At 32.5% G+C, this 19738-nt stretch carries 20 protein-coding genes; 11 read left to right on the top strand and 9 right to left on the bottom strand.

Translation table 11 applies throughout. From position 1 onward, the window contains the following. The 3 genes from B4I81_RS04490 to B4I81_RS04480 all read left to right on the top strand — a co-directional run. On the top strand, nucleotides 1–504 hold a 504-nt coding region (locus B4I81_RS04490), incomplete at its 5' end, for a 4-hydroxy-tetrahydrodipicolinate reductase (RefSeq protein WP_291108162.1). A 37-nt stretch (nucleotides 505–541) separates the two neighbouring features. Then, nucleotides 542–2095, top strand: coding sequence for a signal peptidase I (lepB, locus tag B4I81_RS04485; protein WP_291108160.1), 1554 nt, complete (start codon nucleotides 542–544; stop codon nucleotides 2093–2095). An 86-nt stretch (nucleotides 2096–2181) separates the two neighbouring features. Continuing rightward, nucleotides 2182–2796 carry a WbqC family protein gene (locus B4I81_RS04480; protein WP_291108158.1) on the top strand — a complete coding sequence of 205 codons (615 nt, stop codon included), beginning with the start codon at nucleotides 2182–2184 and terminating at the stop codon, nucleotides 2794–2796. 1 nt (nucleotide 2797) lies between these two features. Here B4I81_RS04480 and B4I81_RS04475 read toward each other — a convergent pair whose 3' ends face one another. From B4I81_RS04475 to B4I81_RS04445, 7 genes are all read right to left on the bottom strand, one after another. Further along, nucleotides 2798–3841 (bottom strand): endonuclease/exonuclease/phosphatase family protein, encoded by a 1044-nt coding sequence (locus B4I81_RS04475; RefSeq protein ID WP_291108155.1) that lies wholly within the window; start codon nucleotides 3839–3841, stop codon nucleotides 2798–2800. After that, nucleotides 3842–4696: a rhomboid family intramembrane serine protease gene (locus tag B4I81_RS04470; protein WP_291108152.1), complete on the bottom strand. Its 855-nt coding sequence runs from the start codon at nucleotides 4694–4696 to the stop codon at nucleotides 3842–3844. Between the two features lie 37 nt (nucleotides 4697–4733). After that, nucleotides 4734–5531: a rhomboid family intramembrane serine protease gene (locus tag B4I81_RS04465; protein WP_291108164.1), complete on the bottom strand. Its 798-nt coding sequence runs from the start codon at nucleotides 5529–5531 to the stop codon at nucleotides 4734–4736. Beyond that, a complete protein-coding gene (gene mutL / locus B4I81_RS04460; RefSeq protein WP_291108149.1) occupies nucleotides 5531–7387 on the bottom strand; it encodes a DNA mismatch repair endonuclease MutL in 1857 nt (618 codons plus the stop codon). The genes B4I81_RS04465 and mutL overlap by 1 nt, the downstream gene beginning before the upstream one ends. Beyond that, complete coding sequence (locus B4I81_RS04455; RefSeq protein WP_026724847.1) at nucleotides 7387–7680, bottom strand: hypothetical protein; 294 nt, start codon at nucleotides 7678–7680, stop codon at nucleotides 7387–7389. The genes mutL and B4I81_RS04455 overlap by 1 nt, the downstream gene beginning before the upstream one ends. 114 nt (nucleotides 7681–7794) lie before the next feature. Next, the gene (gene ribH, locus B4I81_RS04450; RefSeq protein ID WP_133610592.1) at nucleotides 7795–8280 is read right to left on the bottom strand and encodes a 6,7-dimethyl-8-ribityllumazine synthase; all 486 of its coding nucleotides are present in this window, start codon (nucleotides 8278–8280) and stop codon (nucleotides 7795–7797) included. A 2-nt stretch (nucleotides 8281–8282) separates the two neighbouring features. Beyond that, nucleotides 8283–9068, bottom strand: coding sequence for a tetratricopeptide repeat protein (locus tag B4I81_RS04445; protein ID WP_291108144.1), 786 nt, complete (start codon nucleotides 9066–9068; stop codon nucleotides 8283–8285). A gap of 135 nt (nucleotides 9069–9203) precedes the next feature. Between B4I81_RS04445 and recF the strand changes: the two genes are divergently transcribed. The 8 genes from recF to B4I81_RS04405 all read left to right on the top strand — a co-directional run bounded on the left by recF (nucleotide 9204) and on the right by B4I81_RS04405 (nucleotide 17928). Further along, nucleotides 9204–10283, top strand: coding sequence for a DNA replication/repair protein RecF (gene recF, locus B4I81_RS04440; RefSeq protein ID WP_291108141.1), 1080 nt, complete (start codon nucleotides 9204–9206; stop codon nucleotides 10281–10283). A gap of 38 nt (nucleotides 10284–10321) precedes the next feature. Next, entirely contained in the window at nucleotides 10322–11458 is a 1137-nt protein-coding gene (murB, locus tag B4I81_RS04435; protein WP_291108138.1) for a UDP-N-acetylmuramate dehydrogenase, read from the top strand. A 311-nt stretch (nucleotides 11459–11769) separates the two neighbouring features. Beyond that, nucleotides 11770–11973 (top strand): hypothetical protein, encoded by a 204-nt coding sequence (locus B4I81_RS04430; RefSeq protein ID WP_026724852.1) that lies wholly within the window; start codon nucleotides 11770–11772, stop codon nucleotides 11971–11973. A 12-nt stretch (nucleotides 11974–11985) separates the two neighbouring features. Beyond that, nucleotides 11986–13095 carry a glycosyltransferase gene (locus B4I81_RS04425; protein WP_291108134.1) on the top strand — a complete coding sequence of 370 codons (1110 nt, stop codon included), beginning with the start codon at nucleotides 11986–11988 and terminating at the stop codon, nucleotides 13093–13095. Continuing rightward, nucleotides 13086–13649: an RNA polymerase sigma factor gene (locus B4I81_RS04420; protein WP_073580296.1), complete on the top strand. Its 564-nt coding sequence runs from the start codon at nucleotides 13086–13088 to the stop codon at nucleotides 13647–13649. The genes B4I81_RS04425 and B4I81_RS04420 overlap by 10 nt, the downstream gene beginning before the upstream one ends. A gap of 83 nt (nucleotides 13650–13732) precedes the next feature. Continuing rightward, nucleotides 13733–14608, top strand: a complete 876-nt coding sequence (lipA, locus tag B4I81_RS04415) for a lipoyl synthase (RefSeq protein ID WP_291108129.1) — start codon at nucleotides 13733–13735, stop codon at nucleotides 14606–14608. 43 nt (nucleotides 14609–14651) lie between these two features. Beyond that, nucleotides 14652–15650, top strand: coding sequence for a type I glyceraldehyde-3-phosphate dehydrogenase (gap, locus tag B4I81_RS04410; RefSeq protein WP_291108127.1), 999 nt, complete (start codon nucleotides 14652–14654; stop codon nucleotides 15648–15650). 58 nt (nucleotides 15651–15708) lie between these two features. Next, complete coding sequence (locus B4I81_RS04405; RefSeq protein ID WP_291108124.1) at nucleotides 15709–17928, top strand: tetratricopeptide repeat-containing hybrid sensor histidine kinase/response regulator; 2220 nt, start codon at nucleotides 15709–15711, stop codon at nucleotides 17926–17928. On the opposite strand, the gene B4I81_RS04400 is transcribed toward B4I81_RS04405, so the two are convergent. Beyond that, a complete protein-coding gene (locus B4I81_RS04400; protein ID WP_291108121.1) occupies nucleotides 17903–18715 on the bottom strand; it encodes a purine-nucleoside phosphorylase in 813 nt (270 codons plus the stop codon). The two genes, B4I81_RS04405 and B4I81_RS04400, sit on opposite strands and share 26 nt — an antisense overlap. Next, nucleotides 18687–19700: a tetraacyldisaccharide 4'-kinase gene (gene lpxK, locus B4I81_RS04395; protein WP_291108118.1), complete on the bottom strand. Its 1014-nt coding sequence runs from the start codon at nucleotides 19698–19700 to the stop codon at nucleotides 18687–18689. Before lpxK ends, B4I81_RS04400 begins: the two co-directional genes overlap by 29 nt. Nucleotides 19701–19738 lie beyond the last annotated feature (38 nt).

Genomic DNA, 19738 nt, shown 5'->3' with positions numbered 1-19738 from the left:
ATTTCAGGAACTACAGGTTGGTTAGTAGATTACCCGAAAATGGCACAATTGTGCGAAGCAAAAAACGGTAGTTTTATTTATGCTTCTAATTTTAGTTTAGGTGTAAATGTGTTTTTTGAATTGAATGAATATTTAGCCAAAATGATGGCTAACTTGAAGCAATACAACGTTTCAATGGAAGAAATTCATCACACTCAAAAATTAGATGCTCCAAGTGGAACAGCCATTACATTAGCAGAAGGTGTTATCAAACATACAGACTATGCGAATTGGACACTAGAAACTCCAATTAGCAACGAAATTCATATTGAAGCAAAGCGTATCGAAAATGTTCCTGGAACTCATAGTATTTTCTATGACAGTGAAGTGGATCAAATTGAAATCAAGCACACCGCTCATAGTCGTGAAGGTTTTGCTTTAGGAGCTGTTGTTGCTGCTGAATGGTTAGTAGGTAAAAAAGGGATTTTTAACATGAAAGATGTTTTGGGTTTAACCTCAAAATAAAACAATTATAAAATTTAACAAGTAAACGATATTAAAAATGGAAATATCAGGTTGGTTAATCTTTATCTTATTCATTCAAGTAATTCACGGAATTGGAACTTGGAAATTATACGTAAAAGCAGGTAGAAAAGCATGGGAAGCATTTGTTCCAGTTTACAACGGAATTGTATTAATGCAAATCATCAACCGTCCAAAATGGTGGATTTTACTCCTTTTTATTCCAGTTATCAATTTGTTTTTATTTCCAATAATTTGGATTGAAACCTTACGAACTTTTGGTAAAAAATCAACGGTTGATATGGTTTTAGGAGTTGTTACTCTTGGACTTTACATTGCTTATGTAAATTACACACAAGAGACCACTTATCACGCGAATCGTGATTTGACTCCACCTAACAAAACTATGGATACTTTAGGTTCATTATCGTTTGCTATTGTTGTTGCAACTTTAGTTCATACTTATTTTATTCAACCTTATACTATCCCAACTTCATCATTAGAAAAATCTTTACTAGTAGGTGACTTTTTATTTGTGAGTAAATTCCATTACGGAGCCAGAACTCCAATGACACCTATTGCCGCACCAATGGTTCACGATACTTTACCAATTGTAAAAGTAAAATCATACACTTCAAAACCTTCATTACCTTATTTCCGTTTTCCTGCTTTACAAAAAATAGAACGTAATGACATTGTAGTGTTTAACTGGCCTGCAGACACTTTGTTTCACATGTACAAAGCGGCAGATAAAAGATATGATAAACCTATCGATAAAAAAACCAACTACGTAAAACGTTGCACCGCTATTCCTGGTGATAAAATTGAAATTAAAGATGGTATCATTTTTATTAACGGAAAAGAATCGATTCTTCCTGAAAGAGCAAAACCGCAGTATTCATACAAAGTCGCTTGGGATGGTAAAACACCCGTTGATTTAGATTACATTAAAAAAGAACTTCACATAACAGATGCTTTTGGACAAATTGCAAAAGACACTTTAATTTTTAGCGCTTTACCACAAGCCTCAGTAGATAGATTAAGAAATATCCCTGGATTAACAAAAGTAGAACGCATCATTCATAAAGAAACTGATAAATCTATTTTCCCCGGAACAAAAGATTGGAATGTCGATAACTTAGGTCCTATATACATTCCTGAAGCTGGAAAAACAGTTGAGTTAAATAAAGAAACTTTACCTTTTTATAAAAAAGTTATAGGTGAATACGAAGGAAATGACTTGAAAGTAAACGGAGATGAAATTCGTATCAACGGACAAATTGCAACTTCTTATACTTTTAAACAAGATTATTATTGGATGATGGGAGATAACCGTCACAATTCCTTAGACTCTCGTTATTGGGGATTTGTTCCAGCAGATCACATCGTTGGAAAACCAATTTTCATTTGGATGAGTATTGATGGTATTAATGATGGCATTAAAAACTGGAGCATTCGTTGGGATAGATTATTCACTACAGTTAGCGGTGATGGTCAGCCAAAATCGTATTTCCAATTTTTCTTAATTGCTTTAGCAGGTTATTTTGCTTTTGATTACTTCAGAAAAAAGAAGAAAAAGAAAGAAGAAGCTTAATATAATTTTAACCGAATTTCACTAATTAGCACGAAATAACTTGTGATGATTAGTGAAATTCGTGTTTTTAAAAACAATAATTTATCATGAACAACATTCTTATACATCCCACTTATTTTCCATCGATTAGTCATTATGTAGCAATACTTCAGGCGGATTCGGTTACGTTTGAAATGGAAGACAATTTCCAAAAACAAACGAACAGAAATAGGATGTATATTTATAGTCCAAACGGAATTCAATTGTTAAATATTCCTGTAAAGCACTCAAAAGACAAACATCAAAAGTATAAAAATGTTCGTATCGAAAATGATTTTGGTTGGCAGAAAAACCATTTTAAATCGCTAGAAGCTGCTTATAGAACTTCCCCTTTTTTTGAATATTTTGAAGATGATTTCCGTCCGTTATTCGAGAAAAAACATGAGTTTTTAATGGATTTAAATTTAGAAGTTTTCGAATTGGTAAACGAATCCTTAGGAATTACGATTCAACCAAATAAAACAACTGAATTTTTTCATGATGTTCCTAATTTTAAAGATTTCCGACATTTAGCAAACGGAAAGAAAGACATTACACAATTAGAAGAATACACGCAAGTATTTGAAGAAAAACATGGTTTTATAAACAACTTAAGCATTTTAGACTTGCTTTTTAATGAAGGAAGATACGCTGTGGATTATCTGAAAAATCAAAAGATTTAAATTATTCTTCTGTTTTTTCAACCAAATTTAATCTCGTTAATTGCGGGAAATGATCGCTTTGAACAAAAGAATCTAGAGAAGTAAATTCTTTCACCTCGATATTATTTTCAACGAAAACATAATCAATTCTGGCTGGATAATATTTAAAATTATACGACTTTCCAAAACCAGTTCCTGCTTGTTCGAAAGCATCTTTCATATCTCCTTTCACCGTTCTGTACACGTAAGAGAAAGCACTATTATTCAAATCACCACAGATAATTTTTGGGTACTTGCACGCATCAAAGTGTTTTTTAATAATTTCTGCTTGTTGCTGTTGAAGCGTAAATGCTTCACTAATTCGCATAAAAATAAACTTTGATTTTTCTTGATTAAGATCTTCGTGTATATCGGTACTGATTTTAATAGATTGCAAGTGCATACTATAAATTCGTAACGTATCTTTACCTTTTAAAATATCGGCATAAATAACATTATTGCTTGTATTAGGAAATTGAATTTCTCCCTTCTCAATCATTTTGTAATTGGAATAAATGGCTTGACCATATTTATTTTTTCCACCATATAACTTTACAAAACTATGTGGGTATTTTTTTACTGACACTTTATCGTTAGGCGAAAACTCTTGTAAACACAAGATATCAGGATGCTTTTCATCAATTAATTTTGAAATTTGTTCAGGCACATCGCCTTGCGGAAGCCATTCGTACAAATTAAAAAGACGGACATTATAACTCATTAAAGTAAAGTCGCCTTCTTCCACTTGAAGATTGGTTTCCGAAAATTTATAAAAACGATTAATAAAGGTAATTCCAAGCAACAATACTAATCCTGAAAGTAACATTTGTCTTTTTAGTTGTAACAACCAAAAAACAAAAAAGAAGAAATTCAAAATCAAAAAGAAGGGAAGAATTAGCGACAATACACTTAAAAAAGGAAAGGCTTTAGGCGCTAAGAAAGGTAATAAATACGCAAGAAACGTCAATACAGTAAGTACTGTATTAAAAAAAAACATTATTTTGCTTAACCATGACTGTTTCTGCATTTATTTTCCAGCTTTAAAAAGAAATTCTTTTTCCTCTTTAGTTAGACTATCATAACCCGATTTACTAATTTTATCTAAAATATCATCAATCTGTTTTTGTGTAATATCTTTTTCTGAGAACGAATTTACTACTTTTTTTGTTGTATTGCGATGTACTTTTTTAAATGGGGTTTTCTTTTTTTGTTTAGAAAGATTCGCAAAGAAATCTAAAACAAACAAAATTCCTTTACTTAAATCGGTTCCCGATTGTAATAACTTAACGTAAAGAAAACCAAAAAGTGCACCACCTAAATGCGCTATATGTCCGCCTGTGTTATCTAAAGGCAACTGAATTAAATCTAGTAATAAAATAACAAATGTGACATGCCATAGCTTCACAATTCCAATCAATGGAATACGCAACAACATAAAGGGTGCATAAGTCGTAACGCTAAGCAAAATTGCCATAATAGCACCACTAGCTCCAACCAGCAAACCTGATTTCCCAATTAGAATATAGGAAAGCACAAATATAATTCCAGAGAAAACACCACCTAAAATGTAAACACCAAGCAATTGTCTATCTGTAAAATATGTTGAAAACAATCTTCCTGCAAAATGAAGCACTAACAAATTAAAAAATAAATGTAAAAACTTAGCATGAAAAAAATTAAACGTAATTAATGTCCAAGGCGTTCTAACTAAATTACCAAGATCAGACGACAAAGCAATCCATGTTGGAATTTGAAATTTTCCAACAGAAAAACTATAAAAAAACACCAACGAAAACAAGAAGAAACCGATGTTCCAAAAGATTAACTTTTGCACCATGCCACCTGTTCTGTATTGTAGTTTTAAATCGTCTAAAATGTTCATCTTTTCTCTTTGTTCTTTATTCTTTTTTCTAAAAAACTTATCTATCCCAACGGTTTTGATCAAACTGATTTTTCTTCCAATACCACATCATAATAAAACCAATTAAAGCACCACCTACATGGGCAAAATGGGCAATATTTCCTCCAAAAAGACTAAATCCTGTTACACCCGAGAACAAATCTAACAATACAATCACAGGTACAAAATATTTAGCTTTAATAGGAACTGGAATAAACATCATCATCAACTCGGCATTAGGAAACATAAAGGCAAAAGCTACTAATAATCCGTAAATAGCACCTGAAGCTCCCACGGCAGCGGTTTGATTTTTTATTGCAGCATCAAATAAAATTTTAAAATCATCTCCATTTAAATTTAATTTATCAAAAGTAGCTTGTGCATTTTCATACAACAATTGTCCCTGAAACTGATTTCCGCTAACAAAATCGGTGTTTAAAATAGTATGAATATCTGCTGAAGTTATCGCTGAATTTTGTAATTGATCTAGAAGTGTATGAATTTCATAATAATTAACGCCCGAATGAATCAAAGCAGCTCCTAATCCACAAGATAAATAGAAAAATAGAAATTTCTTAGCTCCCCAAAAATGCTCCAATGCGCTACCAAAAGAAATCAATGCAAACATATTAAAGAAAATATGCATAGGACTGCCGTGCATGAACATGTGCGTTATGGGTTGCCAGAATTGAAATTTATCACTTTCAAAGTAATATAGCGCCAATAAATCATTCGATTGCGGCACCACAAAACTTCCAATAAAACACAAAACATTAATTATCAATAACTGCTTAACAGTATCGGTCATGTTATTCATCATATCGCAAATTTTTTATCTAGATCTTCTACCGTTAACGTGATAAAAGTTGGTTTTTGAAAAGGCGAAACATTGGGTTCTTTACACGCAAATAACGAATTTACTAAATTTTCTTGTTCCTTTTCGGTTAAATAAGTTCCGGTTTTAACGGCCATACTTTTCGCCATCGATTTGGCAATGCTATCACTCTGTGAAAAACTACTTTCTGGAATTTCATTTTGTAGATTCCCAATTAATTCTTCTAAAACAATGGATATTTCACTTTCAGCCATTCCAATTGGCAATCCTGAAATTTGAATAGAATCAATATTGAAAGCATCAAAAACAAATCCAGTGTTTTCTAAAGAAGACTGCAATTCTTTCAATAAAATCATCTCATCAGAAGAAAAATACAATTCCAATGGAAATAACAACTGCTGGCTCGAAGCTTTCTGAACCGTAATATTAGTCAGAAATTGTTCATACAACACACGTTGGTGCGCTCTTCCTTGATCAATAACCAACATTCCCGATTTTATGGCGCTAACGATATATTTTTTATGAATTTGATAGGTTGATGTGGTTTTAGTTTCCATCACATCATCTTCAAACAATTTACTAGTAACTTCTTCACTTTCAAATGAAAAAGTTTCTATTTCTTGAGTGTCCTGCTTTAATCCAACGTATAAACTTTCCCAACTTGCTGTTGACGTTTCCTTTTTATAACTTCCAAAAGAAGACAACGGCTTCGAACTCGGTTTTTCAGCCGCAAATGGATTAAAACTAGAATCTACTTGAATTGTTGGAAAATCAGCTTCTCTATTTTTATATTCGTAAGGCGTGTCTAAATTTGAATCGCGCTCAAAATCTAAAACGGGCGCTACGTTAAATTGCCCTAAACTATGTTTCACTGCCGAACGCAAAATCGCATATAACGAATGTTCATCGTCAAACTTAATTTCAGTTTTTGTAGGATGAATGTTGATATCGATAGTATGAGGTGGCACTTGCAAATACAAGAAATAACTTGGTTGATTACCTTCTTTCAACAAACCTTCGTAAGCACTCATGATAGCATGATGCAAATACGCACTTTTGATATATCTATCGTTCACAAAGAAAAACTGTTCGCCTCTACTCTTTTTTGCAAATTCAGGTTTTCCTACAAATCCAGAAATGGTAATTAACTCGGTTTCTTCCGAAACTGGCACTAACTTTTCGTTTGTTTTTCCACCAAAAATATTCACTATTCTTTGACGGTAATTAGAACTTGGTAAATTGTATAATTCACTCCCGTTATGCATCAAAGTAAATGAAATCGACGGATGCGCCATCGCTACACGTTGGAATTCATCCATCACATGACGAAATTCTACTATTTCCGATTTCAAGAAATTTCTTCTGGCTGGAATATTGAAAAACAAATTCTTAACGGCAAACGAGGTTCCTTTTGGTAAAACCGCAACATCTTGGGTTACCAATTTACTACCCTCAATAACAATATGAGTTCCAAGTTCTTCTTGGTCTTGTTTTGTTTTTAATTCCACATGAGCAATCGCAGCAATTGATGCTAATGCTTCGCCACGAAAACCTTTGGTATGCAAATCGAATAAATCTTCTGCTTTTCGAATTTTAGATGTAGCATGACGTTCGAAACACAAACGGGCATCGGTCATATTCATACCCAAACCATTATCAATTACTTGAACTAAGGTTTTTCCGGCTTCTTTAACGATTAATTTAATGTCCGTCGATTTGGCATCAACGGCATTTTCCAACAACTCTTTCACAACAGAAGCTGGGCGTTGCACCACTTCTCCAGCAGCTATTTGATTAGCAACATGATCCGGTAAAAGTTGAATAATACTCGCTGCCATTATTTTCTTCTAAATATGGAAAAATCGAAATCGATGATAAAGAAAAAGATCAACACCAAAATTAAGGCAATGATAATAACGCGCATATTGAAAGAACGATTCTTTCTGTTTCTGCTAGCGTCTCTAGCATCGCTCCACATTGCTCTCATATCGTTATAACTTGCGGTTTCTCTATCGCGTCGTATTGCAGAATCAAAATCAAATGGATTATCTACTGTTTTGCCTTCGTAATGACGAGGCGTGTAATTAAATCTTTTGTTCTTTGGCATTCTACCTTTTCCAAACTTAATCATGTCGCATTATTTTTTTCAAATTTAAGGATTTTTACGCGTTTAATCTCCAAATTTTTGTTAACAAAAAATCCCGATGAAAATCGGGATTAGTATATTGTTTTTAAAGAAAATCCTTTATTTTCTATTCAAATCTACCATTTTAATTGCAGCAATTGCTGCTTCTACTCCTTTGTTTCCGTGTTTCCCACCACTTCTGTCTAATGACTGTTGCATGTTGTTATCGGTTAGCACACAAAAAATAGTTGGTACATCATATAAAAGATTTAAATCTTTCATTCCTTGTGTAACACCTTCGCATACAAACTCGAAATGCATGGTTTCGCCTTTAATTACACAGCCAATTACAATTACAGCGTCTAGCTCTAATTTTTCATGCATTTGACGTGCTCCGAAAATCAATTCGAAACTTCCTGGCACATTCCAACGGATGATATTTTCAGGTAAAGCACCACAATCTGTTAAAGCTGAGAAAGCTCCGTTATATAAACCTTCGGTAACTTCTTCGTTCCATTCTGAAACAACAATCCCAAACCGAAAATCTTTCGCGTTTGGGATTGTGTTTTTATCGTAATTAGATAAATTTTTATTTTCTGTTGCCATTCTTATTCAGTCATTGCAATAAAAGCATCAATATTCATTCCTTCTTTAGAAGTTTCATATTTCTCTTTAATCTCAACAAATAAAGCATGAGCTTCAGCTTTTTTACCAGCTGTTAAATATAATTGAGCTGCTTTTAATAAATATCTTGGTGTAGTGAAATCATTTTCAGAAGCTTCAGCTGCTTGTTTGTAGTAAGAAATAGCATCATCTACTTTATTAGTTTCAGATAAAGCATCTCCAATAGCTCCTAAAGCGATAGGTTTTAAAATAGCATCATCAGATTTGAATTTCTCTAAATATGTGATAGCATTTTTAAAATCACCTAGGTTTAAATAAGCCATACCAGCGTGGTAGTTTGCTAAATTTCCAGCATCAGTACCAGCATATTGCTCTGCAATTCCAATAAAACCTAATTTACCTTCACCACCTTTAAGTGCTAAATTGTATAAAGAATCATTTTTTTCTGTAGCATCAACTGCTTGTTGAAAATATTGTTGCGCTTGGAAAATTTCGTTTGCAGCTTTTTCTTCTTTAGGCTCAACAACAAAACGATTGTATAACAAATAAGATAATGTTCCAATCGCAATTGCACCTACAATACCTAAAAGTAGTTTTTGATTTTTAGCTACCCAATCCTCAGTTTTTGAAGCTGTTTCATCTAAAGCATTAAAAACCTCAGCTGTAGTACTATCTTGTACATCAACTGCTTCTACTTCGTCAAACTCGTTTTCAACTTTTGCTTCTTCAGGTTTTGGAGCTTTGTAACCTCTTTTGTTATATGTTGCCATTTATTTTTAATTTAATGAGGTGCAAAAATATAATTTTTATTAAAATTTAAAACCATTTTTGTAGATATTTTTAAGATTTTCAATTTACTTTTGCAGAAAGTCTTATATTTAGTCATCTAACAACCTTTAATTATTGTGTTTTTAAAACAATTATCTTTACTTAATTATAAGAATTTAGCCCAAATCGAATTTGATTTTGACGCTAAAATTAATTGTTTTGTTGGAAAAAACGGTGTTGGAAAAACCAATATTTTAGATGCTATTTACCATTTAGCCTACGGAAAGAGCTATTTTAATCCGTTAGCGGTTCAGAATATCAAACATGGCGAAGAGTTTTTTGTGATTGATGCTTTACTTGAAAAAAACGGAAAAGAAGAAAAAATTGTTTGCAGTTTAAAAAAAGGGCAAAAAAAAACCATTAAGCGAAACGGAAAAGTCTATGAAAAACTTTCTGAACATTTGGGATTAATTCCTTTAGTAATCATTTCTCCTTCTGATGCCGATTTGATTGTAGAAGGAAGCGAAACTCGCAGAAAATTTATTGATAGTGTAATTGGAACATTAGACAACCAATATTTACAATTGCTGATTCAATACCAAAAAACGTTAGCACAACGCAATGCTTTATTGAAATATTTCGCTTTAAACCAAACTTTTGATGCAGACAATTTAGCTATTTACAACGAATTATTAAGCGAAACCGGACAATTAATCTTCAAAAAAAGAAACCAATTTTTAAACGATTTCATTCCGATTTTCCAAAAGCATCACACGAATATTTCTGGCGGAAATGAATCGGTTGCTTTGCGTTACGAAAGTCAATTATTCGAAAAAGATTTACTATCGCTTTTAGAAGAATCGCTTCAAAAAGATAGAATTATTCAATATACCAGCGCCGGAATTCACAAAGACGATTTGGTTTTTGAAATTGATGGTTTCCCAATTAAGAAATTTGGTTCGCAAGGCCAACAGAAATCATTTTTGATTGCTTTGAAATTGGCACAATTCGAATTTATGAAAAAACAAAGTGGCGAATTACCGATTCTTCTTTTTGATGATATTTTCGATAAATTAGACGAAACTCGTGTACAAAAAATCGTAACCATGGTAAATGATGCCGTTTTTGGACAAATTTTTATTTCCGATACACATGCCGAACGAACGGAACTAATTATTAAAGAAACGCATCAATCGTATAAAATATTTCCGATTTAATTTTGGAACGCGGATAAAACGGATTCTACGAAGCGCGAATGATAAGAGTTTTACTTTGCGGTCTTTGCGAAAAAACTTGGCGGCCTTTGCGTTTAAATTTCCACAAAGCAATTCTTGAATTTGAAAATTACCACATAAACATTACATTTGAAAAAAATTATTCTACTATGAATATTCAAACCAATTTCTCTCTAAAAAATTACAATACTTTTGGAATTGAAGCTAAAGCCAAACAATTTGTTTCTGTAAGCTCGATTGCAGAATTGAAAGAAGTGTTGACAGAAAACGACGATATTTTTATTTTGGGTGGCGGAAGCAATATGCTTTTAACACAGGACATCGAAAAATTAGTCGTTCACGTTAATTTAAATGGAAGAGAAATTGTTGAAGAAAACGATGATTTTGCGATTGTAAAAGCACAAGCTGGCGAAAATTGGCACGAATTTGTACTTTGGTGCATCGACCAAAATTTTGGTGGCATTGAGAATTTATCCTTAATTCCAGGAAACGTTGGTACGACACCAATTCAAAATATTGGAGCTTATGGAGTAGAAATCAAAGATACGATGTTTTCTTGTGAAGCTTTAAACCTAAAATCATTAGAAATCGAAACTTTCACTAACGCACAATGTAAATTTGAATATCGTGAAAGTGTTTTCAAAAACGAATTGAAAAATCAATACATCATTACTTCGGTTAGTTTTAAATTAACGAAGAGAAATCATAAAGTTTCTACGACTTATGGCGCTATCGAAACTGAATTAAAACAAAACGGAATCGAAAACCCAACTTTAAAAGACGTTAGCAATGCTGTAATTGCCATTCGTCAAAGTAAATTACCAGATCCAAAAGAATTAGGTAATAGCGGAAGTTTCTTTAAAAACCCAATCATCGCAAAAGAAGCCTACGAAAAAGCAAAAGCACTTCATCCAGAAATGCCACATTATGTAGTTTCTGAAACCGAAGTAAAAGTTCCTGCAGGTTGGTTAATTGAACAAGCTGGTTTTAAAGGAAAACGTTTTGGTGATGCGGGTGTACATAAAAATCAAGCCTTGGTTTTAGTCAATTACGGAACGGCAACAGGAGCTGAAATTGTAGCGCTTTCGAGAAATATTCAACAAACAATTTTAGAAAAATTCGGAATTGCAATAGAAGCGGAAGTGAATATTATTTAGTGGGAAGCTAGGTGATGGAAGCTGGAAGTCAAAATCTTTGTGTGCTTTTAAAACACATAGACACATTAGGTCTTCTTTGTGTTGATTTTAGGCGTTTCACTCTGCATAGTTAACATAGAAAATCAGTTTAAATCTGCGTTTTGCATTAGCAAATCTGTTCTATTCGCGTGCTAATTTTTTCCAACTTAAAGATTTCTTCCATTTCTTTAATATGTGTTCCAAAAATTTTGAATTTGTTTTTTGAGATTTGTTTGAAATTTGGGATTTGTTATTTGGATTTTAATTAATTTTGCAGTTCAAAATAGAAAAAGATGAAACTTGTATTAGTAACCATTGGACTTTTAGGACTTGCGTTTGCAGGTATCGCGATAAAAATTTGGGCAAAAAAAGACGGAAAATTCGCTGGAACTTGTGCTAGCCAAAGTCCGTTTTTGAATAAAGATGGAGAAAACTGTAGCTACTGCGGAAAAACTCCTGAACAAATGAAAGACTGCAGCGAACCTTCGCACTCTTAATTTTCAAAATTTATGATATTAACAATACTCTTAATCGCTTTTGCGGTTATCGTGTTTATTCAATTTATTTATTACCTTTTTATTTTCGGAAAATTCTCTTTTGGTAAAAAACCAGAAGGAACTCCGAAACGTTTGCCTATTTCCATTATTGTTTGTGCAAAAAATGAGGCAGAAAATATTAAAAAGTATTTTCAAACTTTGGTTACCCAAAACTATCCCGATTACGAAATTGTCTTAATTGACGATGCTTCGAGTGATGAAACTTTGGAATTATTTGAAAGTTACGAAAAGCAATATGCGAATGTAAAATTGGTAAAAGTTCAAAACAATGAAGCGTTTTGGGGTAATAAAAAATTCGCGTTAACTTTAGGAATCAAAGCGGCAAAAAACGAGTATTTAGTATTTACAGATGCGGATTGTTACCCAGCTTCAAACGATTGGTTGTTGCAAATTTCGACTCAATTTACGAAAGAAAAAACGATTATTTTAGGCTATGGTGCTTATGAAAAAGTTAAGAATTCATTCCTAAACAAAATCATTCGTTTTGAAACGATGTTAACCGCTACACAATATTTTTCGTGGGCTAAAATTGGCATACCTTACATGGGTGTTGGGCGCAATTTAGCTTATAAAAAAGAAGAATTTTTCAATGTTCGTGGTTTTATGGATCACATGAAAATTCGTTCAGGTGATGATGATTTGTTTATCAATCAAGCTGCTAACAAAAAGAACACGGCGATTTTATACACACCCGAAAGTTTTACTTTTTCGGAACCTAAAACTACTTTTTCGTCTTGGGTTTACCAAAAAAGAAGACACGCTACCACTGCAAAATTCTACAAAGGATTTGATAAATTTCAGTTGGGATTATTTTTCTTTAGTCAGTTTTGGTTTTTAGTTTTGGCGATTATTTTGTTAGCGTTTCAATTTCAATGGATGATTGTGACAGGAATTATCGTTTTTAGATATTTATTCACTTGGATTTCTTTAGGCTATGCCGCTGGAAAACTAAAAGAAAAAGATGTAATGTATTGGTATCCAATTATCGAAATTGTACTTATCTTTACCCAACTGAGCGTATTTTTTAGAAACCTCATCTCAAAACCTGTACATTGGAAGTAAATTCGGTCATTATTCAAGAAAACATTGAAAAAGCAAAAAAGGGAGACCAAGTTGCTTTTACGTTTTTATTGGATTTTTTCTGGAATGAAGTGTACGGATTCATGCTAAAACGCACCGAAAACGAAACCGACACCGAAGACATCGTAATTGAAACTTTCGCAAAGGCATTTGATAAAATCGCGACTTACAATCCTGAATATGGTTTTAACACTTGGTTGATTGCGATTGCAAAAAATGTCCATATCGACATGCTTCGCAAAAAGAAATCGTCTTTATTTATTGAAATGAATGACGAAGAAGATCATCAAGCGTACAGTGTGGCTGACGATTCCAATTCTGCTGAAGATGAATTGATTATCGAGCAAAATTTAGCACAATTACTTCAATACATCAAACAATTAAAACCTGCTTATCAGGAAGTCATTCAAATGCGTTATTTTCAAGAAATGACGTATCAAGAAATGGCTGAACAAATTGATGAACCACTCAATAACATCAAAATTAAACTGCTTAGAGCTAAAAAATTATTGGCGGAGATTATTTCTGGAAAATAAACTTCTAAACAAATCTTAAAACTTTACATTCTTCTATAGAAATCCATCATTTCTAATTATCTTTGCCTATCAAAATTTTGATTATGGACACGGCTATTGATACTATTTTTCCACCAAGAGAACCCAAACCAAAATGGTTGCGTGTAAAATTACCAACCGGTAAAAACTATACCGAACTTAGAGGTTTAGTAGACAAATATAAACTGAATACGATTTGTACTTCGGGAAGTTGTCCTAATATGGGCGAATGTTGGGGCGAAGGAACGGCAACTTTCATGATTTTAGGAAATATTTGTACCCGTTCGTGCGGCTTTTGTGGTGTAAAAACCGGTCGTCCTGAAACTGTGGATTGGGACGAACCTGAAAAAGTAGCGCGTTCTATCAAAATTATGAACATCAAACATGCCGTAATTACGAGTGTGGATCGTGATGATTTAAAAGATATGGGGTCGATTATTTGGGCAGAAACCGTGAAAGCGATTCGCCGAATGAATCCCAACACGACATTAGAAACCTTAATTCCAGATTTTCAAGGCAACACGAGAAATTTAGACCGAATTATTGAAGTAGCTCCAGAAGTAGTTTCTCACAACATGGAAACCGTAAAACGTTTAACACGTGAGGTTCGTATTCAAGCGAAATATGAAAAAAGTTTGGAAGTGTTACGTTATTTGAAAGAGCAAGGCATCAAAAGAACAAAATCGGGCATCATGTTAGGTTTAGGTGAAACAGAAGAAGAAGTGATTCAAGTTTTACACGATTTAGCCGATGCAAAAGTCGATATTGTAACGATTGGTCAATACTTACAACCTAGTAAAAAACATTTACCAGTAAAAGAATACATCACGCCAGAACAATTTGCAAAATACGAACAAATTGGAAAAGAATTAGGTTTTAGACATGTGGAAAGTGGCGCTTTAGTGCGTTCTTCTTATCATGCGGAGAAACATATTCACTAAAAGTTCAAATTCAAGAACAATTTCAAATTCAAAATAAATAAAATTGAAAACAAGAATTGCTATTAATGGTTTTGGAAGAATTGGAAGAAACTTATTCCGATTGCTTTTGAATCATCCTACTATTGAAGTGGTTGCCATCAACGATATTGCTGATAACAAAACAATGGCGCATTTGGTAAAATACGATAGCATTCACGGTGTTTTGAATCATAAAGTTTCGTTTTCTGGGGATTCGATTATCATTGACGATAAATCGTTTTTGTTTTTTCACGAAAGAGAAATCAAAAATTTAGATTGGAAATCGGTAAACGTTGATATTGTTATTGAATCGACTGGAAAATTCAAAACATTTGAAGACATTAACCAACACATTTTAGCTGGAGCGAAAAAAGTAATTCTTTCCGCACCATCTGAAGTGGATGAAATAAAAACGGTTGTTTTAGGTGTAAATGAACACATTTTAAACGGAACGGAAACGATAATTTCCAACGCAAGTTGCACGACGAATAATGCCGCTCCGATGATTAAAATCATTCAGGAATTATGCGAAATTGAACAAGCATATATCACGACAGTTCACTCCTACACTACTGACCAAAGTTTACACGACCAACCGCATAAAGATTTACGCCGAGCTCGTGGTGCAGCACAATCTATTGTTCCTACAACAACTGGCGCAGCAAAAGCATTAACAAAAATATTTCCTGAATTAGATGGAAAAATTGGTGGTTGTGGTATTCGTGTTCCTGTTCCGGATGGTTCGTTGACAGATATTACTTTTAATGTAAAACGTAAAGTTTCTATAGAAGAAATCAATCAGGCGTTTAAAAAAGCAGCAGAAACTAATTTTAAAGGAATTTTAGATTATACAGAAGATCCGATTGTTTCTGTGGATATTATCGGAAATCAAAACTCTTGTTTGTTTGATGCACAATTAACCTCTGTTATTGATAAAATGGTTAAAATTGTGGGTTGGTACGACAACGAAATTGGCTATTCTTCAAGATTAATTGATTTAATTTCATTCGTTTCTAGAAAATAAAGTTTTTTTTTAATTCTAAAAAACATAAATTGCAGGGTTAAATTAAACTTAATCTTTTTTGAAAAAAATTACCTTAATAGTACTATTCTTAATTGGTTTAAGCAAATTCGCTTTTTCACAACCTCCTGTTTACAAAGAAGTTGCAAAAATAACAGATAGTTCTGATTATTATCTTGAGATTGGTCTATTTAACAAAGAAGATAAAAAGTCATATTCTAAAGCAATTTTATATACTGAAAAAGCAATAGAATATGCAAAAAAGAAAAATCTTGAAGAAAAACTAGGAGATTCGTACCTACAACTAGCCACCATTTTTTTTGAACTTGAAAAAAATGATTTAGCTATTGATTACTACATTAGAGCTGCAAGTATTTTTAGTAAAAAAAGTCCAAAATCAAATATAGCACTTGCTTATTATGGATTAGGGAAATGCTATTTAATAAAAAACAACATAGATTTAGCCGAAACTTATTTTGAAAAAGCCGCAATTATCTATGAAAAGTTAAACTTTTTAGAAGCTATTGAACTAATTAATCTTCAAAAAGCTATTATTAAAAAAGAAAAAGGGTATTATGATGAGGCTACGGCTATTTTAAAAGTTGTAGTAGAAAAAATCAGTGATGATGCCTTATTAAGCACAAAAACAGAAGCTTACATACAATTAAGCGAATTAGAAATAATAAAAAAAGATTACCCTCAAGCTATAGATTATTTAAACTTAGCTCTTTTAACTAATAAATACGGAAATAAAGATTTTAAATTCACAAAACGAATTTACAAACTACTTAGTACATCGTATGAGAAAAACAACAACATCTCAAGTTCCAATTTTTATTTAAAAAAATACGTTCACTTAACGGATTCTATTAGTAAATTAAACAATAATAATTTAACTGAAAATACGGTAGATAAAATTCAATTTGACAAACAACTTAAAACAATTGAACAATTAGATAAAGAAAGAAAAAGTCAGCAAAAAACACTACAATTTTCTAAGTTAATCAGTATTTTAAGTATTGCACTTATTTCTATTTTATCGTTATTGAGTTTATCTCTGTACAAAAACAATAAAATCAGAACCAGCACAAACAAACTATTAAAAGATAAGAACAAAGAATTGACACTTGAGAAAGAAAAAGCCGAGAGAGCTTCTAAAGCTAGAGCTGATTTCTTATCAACTGTAAGTCATGAATTAAGAACTCCACTTAATGCAATTAATGGTATTACTTATCTTTTACTTCATGAAAAACCAAAAGCAAGTCAATTAAACTATTTAAAATCACTTGAATTTTCTGGAAATTACTTACTTAACTTCATCAATGATATTTTAGAAATCAACCGTTTAGAGTCTGACAAAGTAGTAATTGAAAAAATCAATTTTAACTTATCTGAATTAACTAAAAACATTGTAATTTCTTTTAAAGAATTCATCCATGAAAACAACATAAAATGTCATTTAAATTTTGATGAAACAATTGATTGTAATTTAAAAGGCGATCCAACAAAATTATCTCAAATTTTAATCAACTTACTTAACAACGCAATAAAATTCAGTAAAAATGGAGATGTATGGTGTACAATTAAAAAGAAAAATGAAACAAATAATAATCTAACTATCTATTTCGAAATTAAAGACAATGGAATAGGTATACCAAAAGATAAGCAAGATGCTATTTTTGACAGTTTTAGTCAAGGTTCTGTTGAGATAAATAGAACTTACGGCGGAACTGGACTTGGACTTTCGATTGTTAAGAAAATATTAGAATTGATGGGCAGTCAAATTCATCTTCAGAGTGAATCTGGGAAAGGAAGTACTTTTAGTTTTGAACTCCAATTTGAAAAAGGTATAGACAATCAAACTAAAGATGAAGTTATAAAACCATATCAATCCATTTTTATTGAGAAAAAAGTACTGTTAGTTGAGGATAATAAAATTAACCAGATGATTACACAGAAAATGTTAGAAAAAAGAGGTATTTCATGTAAAATTATCGACAATGGAGAAGATGCAATTGAAGAAGCTAAAATTAACAACTATGATTTAATCCTTATGGATGTCCACCTCCCAGGTATAAATGGAACTGAGGCTACTAGTGAAATCAGAAAATTCAACACTTGTACTCCTATTGTAGCGTTAACTGCAATCTCTCTGAATGAAAATAGAGAAATGCTCTTGTCCTATGGTATGAATGAAGTAATCACCAAACCTTTTGAACCAGAGCATTTCTATAAAGTGGTAACCAAATACTTAACTAGTACTGAGCAATCAAATTCTTAATTAAATTTCTTACATGAGGTTCTGCCTTTTGAGCTGCTTGTAAAACCTCATCATGGTTTACTTCTTCGATATTATCTTCATCACCCATATCGGTAATTACAGAAACTCCAAAGCATTCCATGTCCATGTGACGTGCTACAATAACTTCTGGAACAGTTGACATTCCAACGCAATCTGCCCCTAAAGCTTTTACCATTTTGTATTCTGCAAGCGTTTCAAATGTTGGTCCTTGCAACCCTAAATAAATTCCTTTTTTCAAATCAATATTCAATTCTTTGGCCAATTCAAATGCTGTTGCAATCATTGCTTTTGAGTAAGGCTCACTCATATTTACAAATCTTGGCCCAAATCGTTCGTCGTTATGTCCACGTAGTGGATGTTCTGGCATTAAATTAATATGATCTGTGATTACTGCTACATCACCCACTTTATAAGCCGGATTAACACCTCCCGAAGCATTAGAAACAATTAGTTTTTCAACGCCTAAATATTTCATTACACGAACAGGAAACGTTACTTGTTTCATGTCGTATCCTTCATAATAATGAAAACGCCCTTGCATCGCCACTACTTTTTTCCCTTGAATCGTTCCAAAAACCAATGCCCCTTTATGTCCTTGCACCGTTGAAACTGGAAAATTTGGAATCTCCGAATAAGGTAAAGTATACTCAACCGTAATATCTTCTGTAAATCCTCCTAATCCTGAACCTAAAATAACACCATATTCTGGAGTGAAATTGGTTTTATTTTTAATATAACTAACTGTTTCTTGAACTTTGTCCCACATAATCTTCTATCGTTTTATCAATGTTTGTATTTAAAAAAGTTGATTTTATTGGTAAATAGAACAATTGCGCTTTTGGCAATAATCCGTTTAAACGAACAAAATCTTTTTCTGTTGTAATTATTTTTCTTCCGTTGGCTTTAGCCAAAATTTGCTCACAATCTTGTTTCGAAAAATGATGATGATCTGGAAATACCAAAGTTTCATCTGTTTCATTTTTTAGAAAATCGAAGAATAATTTAGGCTTTGCAATTCCGGCAACCAATACTTTACTTTCTGATTGAATTTCGGAAACTAATAATTGACTCTCGTTTCCAAAAACATAATCATCGTATTTAATTGTGGTAAAGAAAACTTGTTGTTTCACCTTCAACTTTTCTCTGATTTTCTGCTGCGCAATTTCGGACAAATCATTCGGACATTTTGTGACAATTATCATATCAGCACGTTTTTTTCCTGAAGAGGGTTCGCGTAAATTCCCGAAAGGCAAAATATAGTCATCGCAAAACAAATCATCATAAGCCGTAAGCAAAATATAAAACCCAGCTTTTACTTTTCTGTGTTGATAAGCATCGTCTAATAAAATTACATCTGGTTTATTTAGAACTTGTAGTAAATTTTCAATTCCGTTTTTACGATTAGCATCAACTGCTACTTGAATATTCGGAAATTTTGAATAAAACTGAAATGGTTCATCACCAATAGAACTCGCAGTAGCGTTTTCATCCGTCAAAATAAAACCTTCTGAAGTACGTTTGTAACCGCGACTCAAAACTGCCACTTTATATTTATCCGAAAGCAATCGGATTAAGTATTCGATTTGAGGCGTTTTTCCTGTGCCTCCAACGCTTAAATTCCCAACAGCAATAATTGGAATATCAAAAGAGTAGCTTTTAAAAATGCCGTTATCGTAAAGCCAATTTCGGATAAACGTAATTAGCCAATACAAAAAGGCCAAAGGAAAAAGTATTTTTCGTAACAAAATCATATTACGAAAGTATAATAAATTATCTTTATATTAAAGTT

This window comes from Flavobacterium sp. UBA6195 (genome assembly GCF_002422095.1).
In the GTDB taxonomy this organism is placed as follows: Bacteria; Bacteroidota; Bacteroidia; order Flavobacteriales; family Flavobacteriaceae; genus Flavobacterium.
Note: the sequence above shows the minus strand (reverse complement) of the source record. Positions and strands in the feature narration are given on the sequence as shown.